Source organism: Streptomyces shenzhenensis (assembly GCF_003688995.1).
GTDB lineage: Bacteria > Actinomycetota > Actinomycetes > Streptomycetales > Streptomycetaceae > Streptomyces > Streptomyces shenzhenensis_A.
This window is the reverse complement of sequence record NZ_PENI01000023.1, coordinates 86,022-106,084: the sequence shown is the minus strand read 5'-3', so window position 1 is coordinate 106,084 and position 20,063 is coordinate 86,022. Positions and strand designations below refer to the sequence as shown.

17 protein-coding genes are annotated in these 20,063 nt (G+C 70.8%); 15 read left to right on the top strand and 2 right to left on the bottom strand.

All coding sequences use genetic code 11. From position 1 onward, the window contains the following. Positions 1–82: 82 nt before the first annotated feature. Entirely contained in the window at positions 83–1,972 is a 1,890-nt protein-coding gene (locus CTZ28_RS30205) for a right-handed parallel beta-helix repeat-containing protein (protein ID WP_121892885.1), read from the bottom strand. A gap of 390 nt (positions 1,973–2,362) precedes the next feature. On the opposite strand from CTZ28_RS30205, the gene CTZ28_RS30200 reads away from it, so the two are divergent. Both CTZ28_RS30200 and CTZ28_RS30195 read left to right on the top strand, forming a co-directional pair. Further along, positions 2,363–3,538: an FCD domain-containing protein gene (locus tag CTZ28_RS30200; protein WP_183154662.1), complete on the top strand. Its 1,176-nt coding sequence runs from the start codon at positions 2,363–2,365 to the stop codon at positions 3,536–3,538. 46 nt (positions 3,539–3,584) lie between these two features. Beyond that, entirely contained in the window at positions 3,585–4,973 is a 1,389-nt protein-coding gene (locus tag CTZ28_RS30195; RefSeq protein ID WP_183154661.1) for a glycoside hydrolase family 28 protein, read from the top strand. Positions 4,974–4,988: 15 nt separating this feature from the next. Here the strand turns inward: CTZ28_RS30195 and CTZ28_RS30190 are convergent, their stop codons facing one another. Continuing rightward, positions 4,989–5,771: an IclR family transcriptional regulator gene (locus CTZ28_RS30190; RefSeq protein ID WP_121892883.1), complete on the bottom strand. Its 783-nt coding sequence runs from the start codon at positions 5,769–5,771 to the stop codon at positions 4,989–4,991. Positions 5,772–6,045: 274 nt separating this feature from the next. Here CTZ28_RS30190 and CTZ28_RS30180 point away from each other — a divergent pair, with 274 nt between their 5' ends. From CTZ28_RS30180 to CTZ28_RS30120, 13 genes are all read left to right on the top strand, one after another. Continuing rightward, positions 6,046–6,897 carry a fumarylacetoacetate hydrolase family protein gene (locus tag CTZ28_RS30180; protein WP_121892882.1) on the top strand — a complete coding sequence of 284 codons (852 nt, stop codon included), beginning with the start codon at positions 6,046–6,048 and terminating at the stop codon, positions 6,895–6,897. A gap of 260 nt (positions 6,898–7,157) precedes the next feature. Then, positions 7,158–8,408 (top strand): mandelate racemase/muconate lactonizing enzyme family protein, encoded by a 1,251-nt coding sequence (locus CTZ28_RS30175; RefSeq protein ID WP_121892881.1) that lies wholly within the window; start codon positions 7,158–7,160, stop codon positions 8,406–8,408. Then, the gene (locus CTZ28_RS30170) at positions 8,405–9,424 is read left to right on the top strand and encodes a hydroxyacid dehydrogenase (protein WP_121892880.1); all 1,020 of its coding nucleotides are present in this window, start codon (positions 8,405–8,407) and stop codon (positions 9,422–9,424) included. Before CTZ28_RS30175 ends, CTZ28_RS30170 begins: the two co-directional genes overlap by 4 nt. Before the next feature lie 5 nt (positions 9,425–9,429). Beyond that, complete coding sequence (locus CTZ28_RS30165) at positions 9,430–10,443, top strand: aldo/keto reductase (protein ID WP_121892879.1); 1,014 nt, start codon at positions 9,430–9,432, stop codon at positions 10,441–10,443. After that, the gene (locus CTZ28_RS30160; protein ID WP_121892878.1) at positions 10,440–11,324 is read left to right on the top strand and encodes an amidohydrolase family protein; all 885 of its coding nucleotides are present in this window, start codon (positions 10,440–10,442) and stop codon (positions 11,322–11,324) included. The genes CTZ28_RS30165 and CTZ28_RS30160 overlap by 4 nt, the downstream gene beginning before the upstream one ends. A 20-nt stretch (positions 11,325–11,344) precedes the next feature. Beyond that, a complete protein-coding gene (locus CTZ28_RS30155) occupies positions 11,345–12,790 on the top strand; it encodes a hypothetical protein (RefSeq protein WP_259471881.1) in 1,446 nt (481 codons plus the stop codon). Between the two features lie 44 nt (positions 12,791–12,834). Next, the gene (locus CTZ28_RS30150) at positions 12,835–14,109 is read left to right on the top strand and encodes an ABC transporter substrate-binding protein (RefSeq protein ID WP_259471880.1); all 1,275 of its coding nucleotides are present in this window, start codon (positions 12,835–12,837) and stop codon (positions 14,107–14,109) included. 3 nt (positions 14,110–14,112) lie between these two features. Further along, complete coding sequence (locus CTZ28_RS30145) at positions 14,113–15,024, top strand: carbohydrate ABC transporter permease (protein WP_121892875.1); 912 nt, start codon at positions 14,113–14,115, stop codon at positions 15,022–15,024. Then, the gene (locus CTZ28_RS30140) at positions 15,021–15,863 is read left to right on the top strand and encodes a carbohydrate ABC transporter permease (protein WP_121892874.1); all 843 of its coding nucleotides are present in this window, start codon (positions 15,021–15,023) and stop codon (positions 15,861–15,863) included. The genes CTZ28_RS30145 and CTZ28_RS30140 overlap by 4 nt, the downstream gene beginning before the upstream one ends. A 218-nt stretch (positions 15,864–16,081) precedes the next feature. Further along, positions 16,082–16,423 carry an L-rhamnose mutarotase gene (locus CTZ28_RS30135; RefSeq protein ID WP_121892873.1) on the top strand — a complete coding sequence of 114 codons (342 nt, stop codon included), beginning with the start codon at positions 16,082–16,084 and terminating at the stop codon, positions 16,421–16,423. Between the two features lie 28 nt (positions 16,424–16,451). Next, a complete protein-coding gene (locus CTZ28_RS30130; RefSeq protein WP_121892872.1) occupies positions 16,452–17,243 on the top strand; it encodes an SDR family NAD(P)-dependent oxidoreductase in 792 nt (263 codons plus the stop codon). 117 nt (positions 17,244–17,360) lie between these two features. Further along, positions 17,361–19,607 carry a right-handed parallel beta-helix repeat-containing protein gene (locus CTZ28_RS30125; protein ID WP_183154660.1) on the top strand — a complete coding sequence of 749 codons (2,247 nt, stop codon included), beginning with the start codon at positions 17,361–17,363 and terminating at the stop codon, positions 19,605–19,607. Continuing rightward, complete coding sequence (locus tag CTZ28_RS30120) at positions 19,604–19,990, top strand: hypothetical protein (protein ID WP_147481214.1); 387 nt, start codon at positions 19,604–19,606, stop codon at positions 19,988–19,990. The genes CTZ28_RS30125 and CTZ28_RS30120 overlap by 4 nt, the downstream gene beginning before the upstream one ends. Positions 19,991–20,063: the final 73 nt, after the last annotated feature.

Genomic DNA, 20,063 nt, shown 5'->3' with positions numbered 1-20,063 from the left:
CCGCGCCCACCGCACCCCGGGCAGCGGCACGTTCGGCACGCTGCCCGGGGGCGCTCGTCGGACGCGACCGCTCAGCGACCGCTCACTGGGTGTCCCCGTCGGGCAGCGGGTAGGGGAAGTCGGCGGTGACGCCGATCTTGTCGTACTCCATCCTGGAGGCGTCGTACCCGTCTTCCCAGTTGGCGTTCTTCACGTCGTTGCACCGGTAGCTCTGGTACGACTGGTCGGTGGTCCTGCCGACCTCGATGTCCTCGAAGGTGAAGCCGCAGCCGCCGGCGTCCATGTGGATACCCCGGGTGCCGCTGTCGGGCATCGACCCGTCCGGGATCACGTCGCCGACGACCATCTGGCGCACGTGGTTGTCCATCGGGTACGGCTCGACGTTGTTGACGCCGTAGGTGTAGAAGGCGCCCATGTCGCCGCTGTCCAGGCCGGCTTCGTCGATCCGCAGGTACTCGAAGGTGTTGCCGCGGGCGTAGTTGTCCTTGAGGGCCACTTCCGGTCGGACCTCGAGGCTGATGCCATAGCGGGCGCTGTGCTTGACGTGGCTGTGGCTGACCGTGTTGTGCCCGGTGTTCATCAGCTCGATGCCGGAGGCGTCACCGGGGTTCAGTTCACCGTAGTGGGTGATGTAGTTGTTGGTCAGCAGGTGGCCGTTCGAGGTGTTTCCCTCTCCCGGGTAGGGGCCCTCCACCTTGATTCCGTCGGCGCCGATGTTCTCCAGCAGACTGTCGCGAACCGTCAGTCGGTCGTTCGCGGCGAGCGCGTAGACGGCGTGGTAGCCCGTGTCGGAGATCTTCAGCCGGGACAAGGTGATGTCCTTGCTGTTGGTGACGGAGACGGCTCCGAAGCGGTTGCGCGGCATCTCGATCTGCCGGTCGTACTCCGGGTACTTGTGCACCTCGCCGGAGTCGCCGTCACTGATCCACCCGTTGCGGTACCAGTCGACGAAGTCGGTGTACTGCAGGGCGAGTCCGTCCAGGGTGATGTCCTGCGCCCGCCGGTCGGGGTCGGTGCCGGCCAGCTCGAACAAGGTCTTGACCGTGGGACGCAGCACGGTGACGTCGTTGATGTCGCCGCGGGGCTTGTAGTAGAGCTGGCCCTTCTTGAAGTCCAGGTAGTACTCGCCCGCCTGGTCCAGGAAGTCGAGCGAGTTCTGGAGGAAGTAGCGCGAGCCGCCGCGGGAGTTGTTGAGCGCGTACCGGGTCCAGTACTTGAGCGTCATCTGGTTCTTGGCGGGGTTCCAGTCCCGGATCGGGACCGTATCGGTGAACCAGCTCCAGCTGCCGCCGGACCAGACCACCGCCTGGGCGTTGCTGAGGTCCCACTCGGCGTCCCAGTCACCGGGGTTGGAGTACAGCCACTGATGGACGGCCTCCTTCTCCGGCTCCGGCAGGGTGGACGTGAGGTACGGGGCCCACTCGTCGTCGGACTTGCGGTTGGGGTAGCGGGCGGTGGTGGCGCGCGTGCCGTCCTCGAAGAGGGTGTAGAAGGGGTTCTCCGTGCCGACGTCGGCACGGTAGATGCCGTCCTTGTACTCCTCCCAGCCGGTCACCGGCTCGGCACCCATCACCCGGGCCTTGCCGGGGCCGTCGTAGGAGCGGTAGACGACCTGGTGGCCGCCCGTGCCCGAGTCGCGGTCGTCGAGCTCGACGGTCCGGCTCACCGGATAGTCGCCGGCGCGCAGGTTGACGTGGATGTCGCAGCGCATTGTGCCGGGCCGGTTGAGGCCCTTGTCGCGGATGTGGTCGCGCGCCTTCTCGATGGTCTTGAAGGGATTGCTCCTGGTGCCCTTGGCCTTGTCGTTCCCGTCGGGGGACACGAACAGCTCGGTGGCCTTGCAGCCGGCGGCCTGGGCGCTCGCGTCGGGCGTGTCCAGGGTGGCGCCGCCGACCAGCAGGGCGCCGGCCGCGAGCAGCAGGGGGAGTCTTCTGGTCCTTCGTCGTACGGGTCGTACCTGGGTGGTTGGCACGAGGTCTCCTTGCCGCGTGGAGTGCGTGATGTCGTCCTCCGGATCTGCGTGGACCGGCCGGTGTGTTCCGTGCCGTCACGGGCGCTGTGCCACGCGGGCTCGTGTTTCTGGTGCGGGACGTCGGCGCCGTCCGGGGGCGTCGCGTCGGCCGCCGATGGCCCCGGGGGCCCACAGGGGGCGGGCCCGCCCCCTCGGGGTGCTCGTTCCGGAGGAGCACGTGCACGGCGTCGCGTGCACGATTAGTGGGTCACTGATCGAGCAACGATAGTTAATATGTTCGTGCCGTGGTGACGTCAATACGCATGGCTGACCCTGAAATTGATGACCTGAGAGGCGACGAACCCGCGGCCCGTGAGTCATAAGTTCACGCACCCCAGGAAGCGCGGTGCCATGGCCGATCCCGACCTGCCGGCATTTCCCCAGCTCAGTGCGGAGGACCGGGCGACCCTTGCGGACCTCGCCCGGCAGCCGCAGGCCGGCCTCCGGCTGCGCGGCCGGATCGTCCTGGCCTGTGCGGAGGGGCTGACCAACGCGGAGGTCGCCCAGCGGCTCAGCTGCGCTCCCACCACGGTGGCCAAGTGGCGCGAGCGCTATCTGCGCCGGGGCGTCGCCGGTCTGCACGACGCGCCTCGCCCGGGACGGCCCCGCAGCACCAACCGCCAGGAGGCGGAGGCCCGGGTCGCGGCGGTACTCGAACAGGCCCGTGCCGGTGCCCCGGTGCCCTCGACCCGCGCGCTGTCCGACACGCTGGGCCTGTCGCAGTCCACGATCGCCCGGATCTGGCGGGAACAGCAGGCCAAGCTGCCCGTTCCGCCGGACGCGCGTCCGAGCAGGCCACGCCGGGGGGCGGACGGGGAGGCGGGCCGGACCGAGGGCGGTCCCGTGCCGGGCACGCCCCGCATGCCGCGGCAGTTGCTCTCCGACCACGTGTACACGCTGCTGCGGGGCTGGATCGTCAACGGCCGGCTGGCGCCCGGGCAACGCCTGGTCGAGTCGGAGATCGCGCGTGGTTTCGGCACCAGTCAGGCCCCGCCCCGCGAGGCGATCAAACGCCTCGCGTACGAGGGTCTTGTCATCTCCCAACCGCATCGCGGTACTTATGTCGTGCGGGTCTCCGAGCGGCAGGCGCAGGACGTCCGGGACATCCGGGTGATGTTCGAGGAGTACGCGGCCCGCCGGGTGGCCGGCCGACTGGACGCCGAGCACACGCGGCTGCTCACCGAGGACGTGACCCAACTGCGCCGGGCCGCGGCCGAGGACGACATCGGTGCCTTCCGCGACGCCGACATGTCATTTCACCGGCATGTGTGCGAAGCTGCCCGCAACGCGGCGCTGATCCGCCTGTGGCACATGATCGAGTCCAGCCTGTGGGACCTGCACGTCCTGGGCGACCCGCGTTACGCGGGCGGCTGGGGCGCGATGGCCGAGCACCACGCCGAACTTCTGGACGTCCTGCGCTCCGGTGACCCCGATCTCGCCGGGCCCATGTTCGCCGACCATGCCGCGGGCGAGGCCGCCCGCTACCTTCCCGACCCTCCTGGGCCCGCCGCCGGGCCCGGGCGGTGAAGCGAGCACCGCCACCACCGGTTCCAACTCACCGAGGGGCACAAGCATGACCGATCCGGCCCGCAGACGACTGCTCCGTCTCGGCGTCCTCACGGCCGCCGCCGTCCCACTGGCCCGCGCCACCGGCGCGACGGCCGACGACCGGGGTCGCCCGCACTTCCCCGACGCCTGGTTCCCCGTCACCGACCACGGTGCCGTCGGCGACGGCACCACCGACTGCACGGCCGCCGTCCGCGCGGCGGTCCGAGCCTGCCACACCGCGGGCGGAGGACACGTCCTGGTCCCGCCCGGGCGCTGGGCCACCGGCCCGATCCATCTGCTCAGCGGCGTCGACCTGCACGTCGCCGAGGGCGCCACCGTCCTGTTCAGCACCGACCCGGCCGCCTACCTGCCGGTCGTACGCACCCGCTGGCAGGGCATCGAGGTCTACAACTACTCCCCCATGGTGTACGCCCACGGTCAGCACGGCATCGGGGTCACCGGCCGCGGAGTCCTCGACGCACAGGCCGACGACACGCACTGGTGGCCGTGGAAGGGCTCCGGGAAGTACGGCTGGAAGCCCGGCATGCCCAACGAGTTCGCGGACTGGGCGACGCTGGAGCAGTGGGGTGCGCAGGGCGTCCCGGTACGCGATCGCGTCCTCGGTGCGGGGCACTTCCTGCGTCCGAGCTTCGTCCAGCCGCACTCCTGCGAAAACGTCCTGATCGAGGGCGTCACGTTGCGCAACTCCGCGTTCTGGAACATCCACCCGGTGCTGAGCCGGAACGTCACCGTGCGCGACGTGCGGGTCGAGTGCGAGGGACCCAACAGCGACGGCTGCGACCCCGACTCGTGCGAGAACGTCACCATCGAGCGGGTCACCTTCGCCGTCCACGACGACTGCATCGTCGTCAAGTCCGGGCGGGACGAGGACGGGTGGCGGGTCGGCGTGCCCTCCCGGCACATCCGCATCCAGGACTGCGTCTACCTCAGCGGCGGGGCCGCGGTGGCGATCGGCAGCGAGATGAGCGGCGGCGTGTCGGACGTGGTCGCGCGGCGCCTGCGCCTGCCGCTCGACCCGGGCCTCGACGAGGCCTCCGTCGCCTCGGTCCTCAACGTCAAGTCGACGCCCGCGCGGGGCGGGTACGTCCGGGACGTCCGCGTCACCGACGTCGACGCGCCTGCCTGGACGTACGTGCCCTTCGAGGTGACCTTCCAGTACGCGGGCGGCACGGGCGGCGACCGGCCGGCCGAGGTGTCCCGGCTGACTGCCGAGCGCTGGTCGGTGCGCGGGCACTGCGAGTACGCGGTGCGCGTGCGGGCGCCGGCCGACGCGCCGGTCGACGAGGTCCGGCTCGACCGACTCGCCTTCGACGACGCCGCCCAGGACATGCTGCTCCAGTCCGTCACGGGCCTGTCGCTGCGTCATGTGACGGTCAACGGGCGCGCGCAGTAGGAGCGCAGACGGCGCTCAGGCCGCCGCGCCCATCCTTCGCACGACGTCCTTGATCAGTGCGGCGAGCGCCGCCACTCGCACGGGTGTGGCCTGGGACTTGAGCAGCGAGGAGCTGACGGCGAAGGGCCGGCCGCCCGGCGGAGGTCCGGGCACGGCCGCCGCGACGCACACGACGCCCTCGGCGGCCTCCTGGTCGTCGACGGCGTGACCGGCCGAGCGCACGTCGCGCACTTCCGCGAGCAGCGCCTCGAGCGTCGTGACCGACCAGGGCGTGCGCGCCTCGAACGGCTCCCGGTCCGCCAGCAGTTCACGCACTCCGGTGTCGTCCAGGCCGGCCAGCATGGCCTTGCCCAGCGCCGTGCAGGTGACCGGCAGCCTGGCCCCCGCCCGGCTGGTGAGGCGCATCAGGACGGTGCCTTCGTGCACCGCCAGGTAGACGACGTCCGTGCCTTCCATGGTGGCCAGTTGGAGCGTCTCCTCCCGGTCGCCCAGGCGGCTCACCTGCTCCCGGAAGCTGCGGACGGGATCGAAGGCGTCGAGGTAGGACTGGGCGAGCCGCAGCAGGCCCGGTCCGAGGGCGAAGCCGCCGTCCACGGCCCGGACCAGTTCTCGTTCGTGCAGGGCCGCGCAGATGTTGACGACGGACGCCCGCGGTATGCCGCCTGCGGCGGTGGCCAGTTGGGCGGGCGACAGCGCACGGCCACGGGCGTCCGCCAGCGCGTCGAGGATCGCGCCCGCCCGCAGCACGGCCGGCGCCGGTGCGGCACTGGCCCATACCGATCCGTCCCGAGTACTCATGGCGCCACACCCTAGTTGTCAGCCTGTTGACAGTAAAGCAGTCCATTGACAACCAGCGGTGCCGTACACCGATACTGGGCCCGCAAGCCCCGGAGCGGCGGCGCCGGCACGGCGCCGATCACGGCGGACACCCGCGCGCACCCGGGAGTTCGACACCTTCCCGTCACCGCGACGGCCGCCTTCGCCATCTCCACGACCGGCCGACCGGGACAGACGCGTCCGGCACGACCGGCGGCCACGGCCGGACCCGGCCCTCGACCAAGGAAAGCAGCACATGAAACTCGTACGGCTCGGAGACCCCGGGCGGGAACGCCCCGCCGTCATCGACGACCGGGGCGTCACCCGGGACCTCTCCTCCCTGACCTCCGACATCGACGGCACCTTCCTCGCCGCGGACGGCATCGCCCGCACCCGCCGGGCCCTCGCCGAGGGTGCCCTGCCCGTGCTGGAGACCGACGGGCTGCGCTTCGGACCACCCGTCGCCCGGCCCGGCGCGGTGGTCTGCATCGGGCAGAACTACGCGGCGCACGCGGCGGAGTCCGGCAGCGAGCCGCCCACCCGCCCGGTGATCTTCTTCAAGCCCCCGAACACGGTGGTCGGCCCGCACGACGAGGTGGAGATCCCGCGCGGCTCCGCCAGGACGGACTGGGAGGTCGAACTCGCCGTCGTCATCGGCCGGACGGCGCGCTACCTGGACTCCCCCGAGCAGGCCCTGGACCACGTGGCCGGCTACGCCGTCTCCAACGACGTCTCCGAGCGCGACTTCCAGCTGGAGCACTCCGGCGGCCAGTGGTCCAAGGGCAAGTCCTGCGCCACGTTCAACCCGCTCGGCCCCTTCCTGGTACCGGCCGACGAGGTGCCCGACGTCCAGGACCTGCGGCTGCGGTCCTTCGTGAACGGCGAGCCGCGGCAGGACTCCCGCACCGCGGACATGATCTTCTCCGTCGCGCAGATCGTGTACGACCTGAGCCAGTACCTCGTGCTGGATCCGGGTGACGTCATCAACACCGGAACCCCGGAGGGCGTCGCCCTGTCCGGCCGCTTCCCCTACCTGGAGCCCGGTGACGTGATGGAGATCGAGATCGAGGGGCTGGGGCGTCAGCGCCAGACACTCGGCACCGCCTGACCGCCGTCCGACCCCCACGCGGGTCCCGGTGGAACCTCCGGAACCGGTGCCCGAGACCTCTTCTCAGTCATCACTTGTATGATACGTTACGACTAGATGAGGGCACGGTTGCGGGAGTGATTCCCGACGGCCGCACAACGCCCGTTCCCCTGGCCCGACGGCACGCTCCCCCGCCTCCCACGCCCCCTCGGTCTTCCCTGGCGTGGGGTGGGTGGGCCGGCGGGCGGGACGGCGAGGAGAGCACGAAGAGGGGGGAGCAGTTGAAGATCACCGGATTCCGGAGCCTGACGACCGTGCACCACTGGGGGCGTCCCGTCGGAGACGCCAACGGCTTCGTCGCACAGGGCGTCACCGAGGTCCCGGTCCTGCTCGTCGAGACCGACGGCGGCCTCACCGGAGTGGGCCTCGGCGCGCACGGCGACGCCTCGCGGGTCTTCCCCGCACTCGACGGGCAGGATCCACGGGCCGTCACCACGCTCTACGACCGGATGCTGGCCCACACCTTCAAGAGCGGCCACGCCGGCACCGCCTTCGGCACCATCGGCGCCTTCGACATGGCGCTGTGGGACCTCAAGGCGAAGATGGCCGGCGAGCCGCTGTGGCGCACCCTCGGCGCGGCGGACCGATTCGTGCCCGGCTACGCGTCCGGCCTCGACATCGCGCTGGACGAGGAGGAGTTGGTCGCGCTGTACTCCGGCTGGGCCGCACGCGGCTTCACAGGCGCCAAGCTCAAGGGCGGCCTGGACACCGAACGCGACATCGCCAGGCTGCGCGCGGTCGCCGGAGTGCTGGGCGCCAACACCCGCTCCCCCGCCCTGATGCTCGACGTCAACGAGTCCTGGGGCAGGCACCAGGCCGTACGGCTGCTCGCCCGGATCGAGGACCGCGTCGAACTCGCCTGGATCGAGGAGCCGGTGCGCCGCTGGGACGCGAGGGGACACCGGGCCGTGGGCCGGGCCGCCCGTACCGCCGTCGCCAGTGGCGAGAACCTGACGGGCCTGGAGCAGTTCCGCCCCCTGCTGGCGGCCGACGCGCTCCAGGTCGTGCAGACCGCCGGCGTCTGGGGCATCACCCACTTCCTGCGGGTCGCGACCCTCGCCCACGGCCACGACCTCCCGGTCAGCCCGGTCGGCTACCACGCCAACCCCTTGGCGCACGCGGCCGCCGCCACTCCCAACCACCTGGTCACCGAGGTGCAGGACACCGGCACACCGGCCGGGCTGACCGTGGACCAGGCGATCGAGGACGGCGGCATCGTCCTCGGCGACGCGCCGGGACTCGGCATCACGGTCGACGAGAGCGCACTCGCCGCCCCGGAGGAGAACGCCGGCTGGGCCCGCCCCGACGGTCCCCATGTGCGCCCCCGCGACGCCGGTCTGCGGCTGGTGCCCGAGCCCGGTCCCGCGGGTCCGGCCCCCCGCACCCCCGCGGGCACCGCCTCGCCCGCCGTTCCCGGCCTCGTTCACCGTCCCGCGCGCAGTGAGCACACCGAGAGGGAGAGCACGCCGTGACGCGACCATGTGCCGTCTTCGCCATGAACCCCCGACTGGTCCACGCCGTCTTCGACGAGGACGCCCTGGCCCGGCTGCGCCGCGCGGCCGACATCGACACCTCACTGGTCCTCTGCGAACTGGACTCCGCCCGTTCCCGCGACGCGCTGGCCGGTGCCGAGATCCTCGTCGCGGGCTGGGACGCACCCCTCGTACGGGCCGAGCACCTGGCCCGCGCCGAGCGGCTGCGGGCCGTGGTCTACGCGGGCGGGGTCGCCGCGACCTGCCTGGAGGACCCGGCCGCCTTCGCCATCCGCGGCGTGGTCGCGGCCAACGCCCGCGCCGCCAACTCCGGGCCCGTGGCCGAGTACGCCCTCGCCATGATCCTGCTCGCCAACAAGCGCGTCATCGCCGAGGAGCGCCGCTACCGCGCCTCGCGGACCCTGCCCGACCACTTCGGCGCGTACGCCGGGCGCGGCAACTACCGGCAGACGGTGGGCATCGTGGGCGCCTCCACTGTGGGCCGGGCGGTGCTCGCCCTGTTGCGCCCTTTCGACCTGGACGTCCTCCTGTACGACCCGACGCTCACGCAAGAGCAGGCGGCCGCCCTCGGTGCGCGCCTGGTGCCGCTCGACGAACTGATGACGTACAGCCGGGTGGTGTCCCTGCACCAGCCGCTGACTCCCGTGACCCGCGGGCAGATCGACGCGGGACGGCTGGCGCTGATGCCGGACGGGGCGACGCTCGTCAACACCGCGCGCGGTGCCGTCGTCGACCAGGACGCCCTGCTCGCCGAGGTGCGCACCGGCCGCATCGACGCCGTCCTCGACGTCACCGATCCGGAGCCGCCCGACCCCGGCAGCGAGCTGTGGACGCTGGACAACGTCGTGCTCACCCCGCACCTGGCAGGTTCGCTCGGCGGGGAGCTGCACCGCATCGGTGACGCTGTCGCCGACGAGGTGGAGCGGTTCGCGGCGGGCCGGCCCTTCGCCCACCCGGAGGACCTCGCGGCCTCCGCGCGTACGAGGGTGTGGTGAGGCCGATGCGTTCCCGTACCCTCGCCCGCGGTCCGGTGCTGACCGAACTCGGCCTGGGAGCCGCCCAGTTGGGGAATCTGGCCCGGGAGACCAGCGATACGGACGCCCAGGGTGCCGTCGACACCGCCTGGGACAGTGGCGTCCGCTACTTCGACACCGCCCCGCACTACGGACTCGGGCTGTCGGAACGCCGCCTCGGCGCCGCCCTCGCTCGGCGTCCGCGGGCCGAGTACACCGTGTCCACCAAGGTGGGCCGACTGCTGGTGCCCAGCCCCGGGACCGCGCACCGGCAGGACGACGGCGGCTTCGCGGTGCCCGCCGCCTTCCGGCGCGACTGGGACTTCTCCAGGGACGGCATCCTGCGCTCCCTGGAGGGCAGCCTGACCCGGCTCGGGCTCGACCACGTCGACATCGTCTACCTGCACGATCCCGACGACCACTGGCACCAAGCCTCCACCACCGGCGTCGACACCCTCGTCGAACTACGCGACCAGGGGGTGGTGAAGGCGGTGGGCGTGGGCATGAACCAGGCCGCGATGCTGACCGAGTTCGTCCGCCGCTCGGACGTCGACCTGGTCATGGTGGCCGGGCGCCACACCCTGCTCGACCGGTCCGCGCGGGACACGTTGCTGCCGCTCGCCCAGGAGCGCGAGGTCGGCGTCGTCGCCGCCGCCGTCTACAACTCCGGCCTGCTGGCGGCCGACCGTCCGCCGGCCGACGCCACCTACGACTACCTGCCCGCACCCCACGAGCTGATCGCCCGGGCCGGCGCACTCGCGGACGTGTGCGAGCGACACGGCGTCACTCTGCCCGAGGCCGCGATCGCCTACCCGCTGCGGCACCCGGCGGTCGTGTCGGTGGTGCTCGGCGCCCGCGACGCGCGGCAGTCCCGTACGAACGCGGGGCGGCTCGCGGCCCGCGTACCCGACGCGCTCTGGTCGGAATTGGCGGACCTCGGCCTGGTCCCGGACGTCCCCAGCGCACCGTCCGCGCCGTCCGCCGCGAGGGAGCGGTCATGACCGTCGTCGACACCCATCTGCACGTCTGGGATCCCGGTCGGGCCGCCTACGACTGGCTGGGGCCCGCGATGTCGCCCGTCGACCGCGCCATGCGGTTCCGCGACGCCCGTCCGGCCCTGCGCACGGCCGGCGTCACCGCGGCCGTCCTCGTCCAGGCGGCCGACAACCACGCGGACACCGACCTCATGCTGGCGACCGCCGCCACGAACCCGGAGGTCGTCGGCGTCGTCGCCTGGGTCCCGCTGGACGACCCGGACCGGGCCCGGGCCCGCCTCGCCGTACTCCGCCGCGACCCGCACATGGTGGGCGTACGCACCCTGCTCCACGAGCGGTCCGACCCGGACTGGATCCTTGGCCCGGACGCCGGCGCGGGCCTCGCGCTGCTCGCCGAGGCCGGCCTCACCTTCGACTACTCGACCTCCTCGCCCGCCGCGCTGCGCCACCTGCCCGAGCTGGCGGCCCGGCACCCCACCCTGCGCCTGGTCGTCGACCACCTCGGCAAGCCGCCCGTCGGCGGCGGCCGCGAGGACCGGGCCGAGTGGCACCGGCTGATCGCCGCCGCCGCGAAGCACCCTCGCGTCCACGCCAAGGTGTCCGGGCTCTACTCGGCCTCGGGCGCACTCGACGCGTGGACCACCGACGAGGTGCGGCCGTACGTCGAGGACGCGCTGGAGCTGTTCGGGCCCGAGCGGCTGATGTACGGCGGCGACTGGCCGATCTCTCTGCAGGCCGGGGGCTACGCGCGCACCTGGGAGGCCGTGTGCGAACTCCTCGCCCCGCTGGCCCCCGACGACCGCGCCGCCGTGCTCGGCGGCACCGCCGCCCGCTTCTACCGCCTCGACCCCGCCCTGCTGAACACCGCGCACGGCGCGGCCGTGTGATCCGCTCCGGAAGGAACGCCATGGAACACCAGACCACCACGCCGGACACGGCCGCGCTGGCCGGCTGGCTGCACAGCTGGGTGACGGACGAAGGGGCGATCAACGGCTTCCACAACCACAGCGTGTGGGGCACCAACCCTGCCACCTTCCTGGACTTCACCAGTGGGCACACCACGTTCGCCGGTCCGGCCGTCGGCGCCTGGGCCCAGGCCCTCGCCGCGCGGCCGGACGAACGGGGCGTCGCCCTGCTGCGCCGGCTGCTGCGCCACCAGTGCGCCGAGGTGCAGCCCGACGGGCAGTACCGGCATATCGGCTTCCAGGTCGGCGAGTCGGCGACCAGCGGCCTCATCCACAACGCCGTCGGCAGCCTCGGCATGCTGCTCGCCGTGCGCCACGCCGGTCACCTGCTGCCGGCCGAGGAGGTCGCCGCCGTACTGGCCGCCGTACGGCGCAACCTGGACGCCTGCGAGGTCTACGGCGGCGGGCGCCCGGGCGAGGACGGCACCTGCAACCAGGAGTACGCCCGGGTCTGGGTCAAGCAGCTCTACACGGAGCTGAGCGACGACAAGACCTACGCCGACGAGATCGCCGAGGACCTGGCGCAGTTGATCCGGCTCTTCCACCACCGTGGAGTGCCCGACGCGGAGAGCGCCGGCACGTTCCGCACCGTCCGCGACCGCGTCGAGGGCGGCATCCTGGAGCCCGCCGAGTACTACGGGCTCATGATCGTGCCCCTGGTGCTCGGATACCGCGCCCAGGGCGATCCGGAACTGCTCGCCGAGGCGCGGCGGTTGTGCCGGCACGTGGCCCGTTCGGCCTGGACCGACGGGACGGGCGCCACCCGATACCACCGCTACTGGTACGTCCAGGGCGAGCGCGCACTGAAGACGGACACGCCGATGCTGATCGCCGGCATGGGGCTGACCCTGTACGGCATCCACGAGGTACTGGCCGAGGGCCCGGACGCCGAGCTGGAGGCGTTCACGCGGTGCTGCCTCGCCACCTACGCCCGCTACCAGACACCGGCCGGCTACTTTGCCTCCGCGAGCGGCTGGCACAACGAGGCCGACATCGCGCCCAGCACCGCCTGGCACGCGCACGACCTGCTGTTCCTGATGGCCCGGTACGGCCCGGACGAGGACTTCTGGGACCGGGTGACCGCGCCACGCGAACGGCAGTCGGTGCTGGTCAGCGATCGTGCGCACTGGGCCGAGTCCGGCGTCCACTGGTCCGTACGCAGCCCGCTGACCGCGGGCGACCTGCATCTGTACGGCCGCAAGGACCGGGCCACCTTCGCCCGGGAGTTCTTCGCCTGGACGGACCGCGAGCCGCTGCCGGAGGAACTGCGCTATCCGGACGTCCCCGAGTTCTTCGTCGCCGACGACGGCATCTACCGCGTCGACCGCGGCGAAGCCCCAACCGACATCACGGCCGTCGGACCCCTGCCCTACCGGGGGCGACTGTGACCACCGAACGACACCGCCGGCTTTCCCCACCGAGGAAAAGAGAGATGACAATGACGTCGACCAACAGAGGGAGCAAGGCGCGCGGTGCCGCGCTTGCCGCCGCGGTTCCGCTGCTCCTCGTCGCGGCCTGCTCGTCGGGCTCCGGCTCGGCGGGGGGCGAGGACGGCGAGATCCGGATGATGGTGAACCTCACCGACAACCTCAACCAGGCCTACTGGGAGAAACTGGTCAAGCCGTTCGAGGACAAGACCGGCCTGAAGGTGAAGATAGAGGGCCCGACCGGCAAGTCCGTCGCCGAGTCCTTCCCGCAGCAACTGGCCGCAGGCACCGCGCCCGACGTCATCCAGTCGATCTTCCCCGACGACGACACGGCGCCCGAACTGATCGACCTCAGCGGCGAGGCCTGGGCCAAGGGCACGCCGATGTTCGACGAGTACGCCATGGGCGATGCCCACTACGCGGTCGGCGTCGGCACCCAGACGCAGTCGCTGGTCTACTACAACAAGAACGCCTTCGAGAAGGCCGGGATCAGCAAACCGCCGACCACGTGGGACGAGCTGACCAAGGACCTCGGCGACCTGGAGAAGGCCGGTTACACGCCGATGCAGACGGCCGGCGACTTCCAGACCGGTCTTCAGCTCCAGCAGATCTACCACCCCACGCTGAACCAGCTGCACCCGAAGTGGCAGACCGCGGTCTTTGACAAGAAGCTCTCGGTAGGTGACGCGTACAAGCCTGCGTTCCAGATGTACGCCGACTGGATCAAGGCCGGCTACATCGACAAGAGCGACGTGGGGCTCAGCCCCTCCCAGGCGGACGCCAACTTCACCGCGGGCAAGGTGGGCCTCTACACCAACGGCAGCTGGTTCGCGGCCACCCTGAACAAGGCCGGGGACCTGCCCTTCGAGGTGGGTGTGTTCTCCCCGCCGGCCGCGGACAGCCAGGCGTACCCGGGTCCGCAGGGCGCCACCATGGCCAACCCCTACATGATCCGCAAGGGCATCGGCGACGAGGACGGCGCCAAGCAGCTGGTGGAGTACCTGGTCACCGACGCCAAGGCCATCGAGGCACAGCTCGGCTCGGACGGAGTGTTCCGCAAGGGCTCCGAGCGGAAGCAGTCGAAGGTCGACGCGCAGATCCAGGGCATCCTCGACGACGCCCCGGCACTGGTCGCCGTGGGCGAGGGCCAGGGCAACGTCCGGCTGCCCGTCACCGGCTTCAACCCGAAGTTCACCGAGGTCGCGCAGAGCCTCTACACCGGGGCGGGCCCGGCGGACGCCGCCAAGAGCATCGACCAGTGGGTCGACGAGAACCGCTGACCCATGGAACGGACATCAGTCTCGAAGCCGCGGGGATGGCGCGACCTGGGCGCCCGCGTCAGCATGGTCGTCCCCGCGGTGCTCATCTACATAGCCCTGCTGGTCGTACCGGTGATCTACGCGATCTACTACAGCTTCACCGAGTACAACGGATTCCCCCATCGTGTCCCCGAGTTCGTCGGTCTGGACAACTACAGGACCATGTTCGAGTCCGACGACATCACCGGCACCATGGTGGTCACCGCCGTAGTGGCCGTGGTGGGCGCGGTCGCGGTCAACCTGGCCGCGCTCGGTCTCGCGCTGCTGCTGCAGCGCACCAACCGGTTCAACACCTTCGGCCGGGTGGTCATGTTCTACCCGCACGTGCTCAGCGCGCTGGTCGTAGGCTTCCTGTGGCAGGCCATCCTCGGCCCGCAGGGCGTGGTCAACACCATGCTGGAGAAGGTCGGCACCGACAGCCTGCCGTTTCTCAGCGATCCCGACTGGGCCCTGTGGTCGATGATCCTCGTCATCGTCTGGTCACTCTTCGGCGTCCAGCTGATCCTCTACCTGGCGGGTCTGCAGGCGGTGCCGGCGGATCTGCTGGAGGCGGCACGGATCGACAACGCGAGCAGGTGGCAGACCTTCCGTGCAGTCACCTGGCCCTCCCTGGCGTCCACCGTGACGGTCGCCGTCATCACCTCGGGCATCTCGCTGCTGAAGACGTACGACGTGGTCGTGTCGCTGACCGGGGGCGGTCCGGCGGGATCCACCAAGACCCTCGCCTACTCGATCCTCGCAGTCTCCTTCCCGCAGCGGGACATCGGCGTCGCCTCGGCCCAGGCCGTGCTGCTGATCGTCGCCGCCGCGGTCCTGGCCATCACAGTCCTCGTCCTGCGCAGGCGCGCCGAGGACGACGCGGAGTCCATCGGATGAAGAAAACACTCACCTCGGCCGCCACCGTCCGGGTCGCGTTCATCTCCCTGGTGTCCCTCGGCATGCTCGTGCCGATGTACCTCCTGGTGGTCAACGCCTTCAAGAGCCAGCAGGAGATCCTCGCCAACCCGTTCTCGCCGAGCTTCGGCACGGCGACCTTCCAGTACCTCGCGGACGCCTGGAACAACCCGGACTTCAGCATCCTCAAGGGCTACGGCGTCACCATCGCGCTGGTGCTCTGCGTGAACGCCCTCGCCATGGCGGTGTGCGCGCCCGCGGCGTACGTGCTGGCCCGCACGCCGAAGCTGATCTCGCGGCTGCTGCTGTTCTTCTTCATCGCGGGCATGTTCATCCCCACCCAGGTGATCCTGGTGCCGGTCATCTTCGTGCTGCGTGCGATCGGTCTGATGGGGACGCTGCCGGGGCTCATCCTGTTCATGACGGCGACCACCATCCCGTTCACGCTGTTCGTCTTCTTCGGCTACATCCGGGTGCTGCCCAGGTCGTTGGACGAGGCCGCGGCCATCGACGGGGCCGGCAGGTACTACACGCTCTGGCGGATCATCGTGCCGTTGATGCGGCCGATCATCGCCACGATCTTCATCCTCAACTCGCTCAGCGTCTGGAACGACTTCGCCAGCCCGCAGATGATTCTCGGCCCCGGCAGCGGCGTCTACACCGTCACCACGGGTGTGTACGCGGCCGTCGGTCAGTACTCCACGGACTACACCAAGGTGTTCCCGACCCTGCTGCTCGCGGTGATCCCGATCCTGGTGATCTTCATGGTGATGCAGCGGCACATCATGAGCGGGCTCGCGGCGGGGGCGGTCAAGGGCTAAGCGCTCCGCTGGAAATGCCGCGATATGCCGTCGGTCGTCTGCGGCACCGTCGTGGCTGGCCGAGCCCGCGCGGCGGAGCCGCATATCGATACAGCCCCGCGCCCCTTCGGGGCGCTGTCGAACCGCAGCGGACTTCACTGGACCTGCTTAGTCGCCTGCCGCCCGTGCCGGGCCCGTCGCACCGAGAAGTGACCCGTTTCGCGAAGGAGTGACCAGCCATGCCCGCACCCCGCACACCCCGCCGGGTCGCGTCCGTGATCCGGCTGCGCCCCGAACACGCCGAGGAGTACCTGGAACTGCATCGTTCGGTGCCCCGGCCGGTGCTGGACACCCTCTCCCGCGCACACGTCACCAACTACTCCATCTTCCTGCGTGACCACACCCTCTTCGCCTACTTCGAGTACACCGGCGACGACTACGAGGCCGACATGGCCGCCATCGCCGCCGACCCGCAGACCCAGCGGTGGTGGACGCTCACCGATCCTTGCCAGCAGCCCCTGGACTCGGCGCAGCCTGGGGAGCGGTGGGTGACCGGCGAGGAACTCTTCCACCTGGACTGACCACCACCCCATGCGAAGGAACACCGTCATGCCGCACACCCCCTCTCCCCCGTCCCCCGAACTCGACGGTCTCGCGGCCGTCGTCACGGGCGGCGCGTCGGGGATCGGGCTCGCCACCGCCAGGATCCTGGCCCGCCGCGGCGCCCGGGTCGCCGTCCTCGACCTCGTCCCGGACACCCTGCCGGCCACCGACCGTGAGGCCCTGTTCCCCGTCCGGTGCGACGTCAGCGACGACGCCTCGGTCCGGGCCGGCGTCGCCCGGGCGGTGGACCTCCTGGGCGGCCTGGACATCCTGGTGAACAACGCGGGCATCGGCGCCCAGGGGACGGTCGCGGACAACGACGACGCCGAGTGGCGGCACGTCCTGGACGTCAACGTCCTCGGCATCGTGCGGACCACCCGGGCCGCGCTGCCCCACCTGCGTGCCTCCCGTCACGCGGTGGTGGTCAACACCTGCTCGGTCGCGGCGACCGCGGGGCTGCCCCAGCGGGCGCTGTACAGCGCGAGCAAGGGCGCCGTGCAGTCCCTGACCCTCGCCATGGCCGCCGACCACATCCGTGAGGGCATACGGGTGAACTGCGTCAACCCCGGCACGGCGGACACCCCGTGGATAGACCGCCTGCTGTCGAGCGCCGACGACCCGGGGGCCGAGCGCACCGCGCTCAACGCCCGCCAGCCGACCGGGCGTCTGGTGAGCGCCGAGGAGGTCGGCGCGGCCATCGTCTACCTGGCGTCCCCGGCGGCAGCGTCCGTCACCGGCACGGCCCTCGCCGTCGACGGCGGCATGCAGGGTCTGCGGCTGCGCCCCGAGGGCAGCTGACCGAGGCACCGCGCACCAGCCCCGTCCGTACATCGCACCCCCCACGTCAGCCACATGAGAACCGACGAAAGGGCAACCTCCATGCTGAGAATTCGGCGACGACCGTCGCGGACACTGATGGCCGCGGTCGCCCTGGCGCTGACGGCGGGCGTCGGTGGACCGGCGGCCGGGGCCGCCGCCGCGGCCGGCCCCTGGACCGCTCCCGGGAAGCTGACGGTCTACGTCTCCGCCACCGACGGGGACGACGCCAACAGCGGCGGCAGGAAGGACCCGCTCCGGACCATCACGGCGGCCCGGGACGCACTGGCCGGCCACACGTCGGCCAAGGCCCGCGGCACGGTGCTGATCCGGGGCGGCACCTACGTCCTCGACGACACAGTCGAGCTGAAGGGCGCCGCGAACTCCTGGGTCACCTACGCGGCCTACCGGAACGAGAAGGTGACGATCACCGGGTCGCACGAGCTGCCCGCCGAGGGATGGAAGAAGCTCACCGACCTCTCCGAGGAGACCCTGGACCAGCCGCAGTACTCCTCCCACACCCGTCTGAACACCCCCGCGCTGCGTGAGGGCGTGTGGGTCTACGACCTCGGCGCCCAGGGCATCGACCCGGGCACCCTGTACAAGAACGGCTTCAACTGGGTGCAGGACCCCTTCGCTCCCGAGCTCGTCGTCGGCGGTGACACCCAGGTCCTGGCCCAGTACCCCAACGGCAACTCCTGCGCCACGACGGAGACCGACTGTCACCTGTGGGGCACGGGCGACAAGTGGCACGCCGAGGGGCCCCGGGACCTCATGAACGTGGACCTCGACGCCCGCTTCGGCCTCCAGGACGACTGGAACTCCTCCGGCACGACCCCGCGGGCCCAGTTCGAGGACAAGAAGCAGCAGCTCAAGGACCCGGAGCAGCGCGACACCTGGTCGCCGGAGGAGATGCGGCGCATGACACCGCAGATCTTCACGGTCGGGGGCCGTGCGCTGGCCGACGACCGCTACAAGAGCTGGGCGCCCGAGGCGGTTCCGACGGTGGACGACCTCGGCACCCGTGGCTTCGGCGAGTACACGGACGTACCGGTGCAGCTCGACCCGCGGTGGATCGAGCACATCGACAACACCAAGGCCGAGACCGAGGGCTGGCTGTCGGGGTACTTCGGCAACAACTACGCCAACGACATGGTGCGGATCCTGTCGTGGAGCGACGACCGGATCTACACCAAGTACCCGTCGATGTACATTCCGCAGGACGCGTGGACCAAGGTCAAGGTCCTCAACGTCCTCTCGGAGATGGACACGGCCGGTGAGTACTACATCGACCGCTACGACGACAACGACGTCCTGTACTACCGGCCCGAGGGCGGGACGATCGAGGGCAAGGACACCACGCTCCAGACCTTCGACAAGAACTTCTTCCTGCTCGACGGGACGCGGGGCGTGACCCTGCGGGGCCTGGCCATGACCGGGTCGCTCGTCAGCGGCGTGCAGCTCCTCGACGCCGTGGGAACGCTCATCGACGCGGTCGACATCTCCAACGTGAGCATGGACGCGATCCGCATCGGGCGGACGACCGACACCATCACGAGCATGCCCGACTACGAGACCCTGCGGGGCGGCCACGACAACGTCGTGCAGAACTCCTACCTCCACGACCTGGGCGGCGGCGGGGTTCTGCTCGGCGGCGGCGACCGGGCCACGCTGGAACGGGGGAACAACGTCGCCCGTCACAACGAGATCGCTCGTTTCTCGAAGCTGGCCACCTACACGCCGGCCGGCTACCTGTACGGGGTCGGCAACTCCTTCGAGTACAACTACGTCCACGACGCACCGCACATGGCCGTGCAGATCATGGGCAACGACATGCGGGTCAACCACAACCACTTCTACGACGTGGTGAAGAACGCCGGGGACATGGGGGCGGTCTACGCGGGCCGGGACTTCACGTACCTGGGCAACGAGATCGCGTACAACCATTTCGAGAAGATCGGCGGTTCCAACGACGCGCTGTACATGGACGACGGCGCGTCCGGTGTGCGCTTCCACCACAACGTGGTGAACGGCTCGAACTCCGGCGTCAACCTCAACTCCGGACACAGCAACACCGCGAACGACAACGTGTTCATCGGGGTGAAGCACGTGGGCCACGGCGGCATCTACCACAAGAAGGGCGAGACACGGCTGCCGCTGGACAACAGCTGGGTGCTGCAGAGCAGGTTCAACGCTTCCTCGACGTCCGTGAGGGCGAGAAGTACAGCGCTACGCCCGAGACCGTGGCGGCCTGGCACAAGCACTACACGAGCGGGGAGGCGATGTATTCCGACGGGAGGCCGATCGCGTACCCGCAGGTCGAGCGGTGGTACGTGCCGAGGGTGACCGCGACGGGCCGGGACTGCACGGCGGCCGACTACTCGACGGCGGGCACGAACGGCTGCAGTCGGGCGACGGTGTGGGACGACGCCGACTCGCTCTACGTACCGTCCGGTGTGGAGATCGACCACGCGGTGGTCGTCGGGGGTGGCTCGGGATTCGTGGAGACGACCGCGGCGTTCACGGAACCTGCGGCGGAGTACAACCTGTCGCGCTGGAGCGACAAGGTCAACACCCGGTCGGTGGAGGCCACTTCGGTGGCGGAGACGGGCCTGGACCTCGACACGCTGAAGTTCTCCGGCTCCGGTGCGGTGGCCGAGGCGTACGGGGCCGCGTGGGTCGCGGAGTGGAACCGGCATGTCAGCGCGGAGGGGATCGGCCGGCCGTGACCGGCTGAGCGCGGCCTGCCGCGCGGCCGAGGGGTCCGTCGGGCGACGGGCCCCTCGGCCGGCTCGTCGTGGC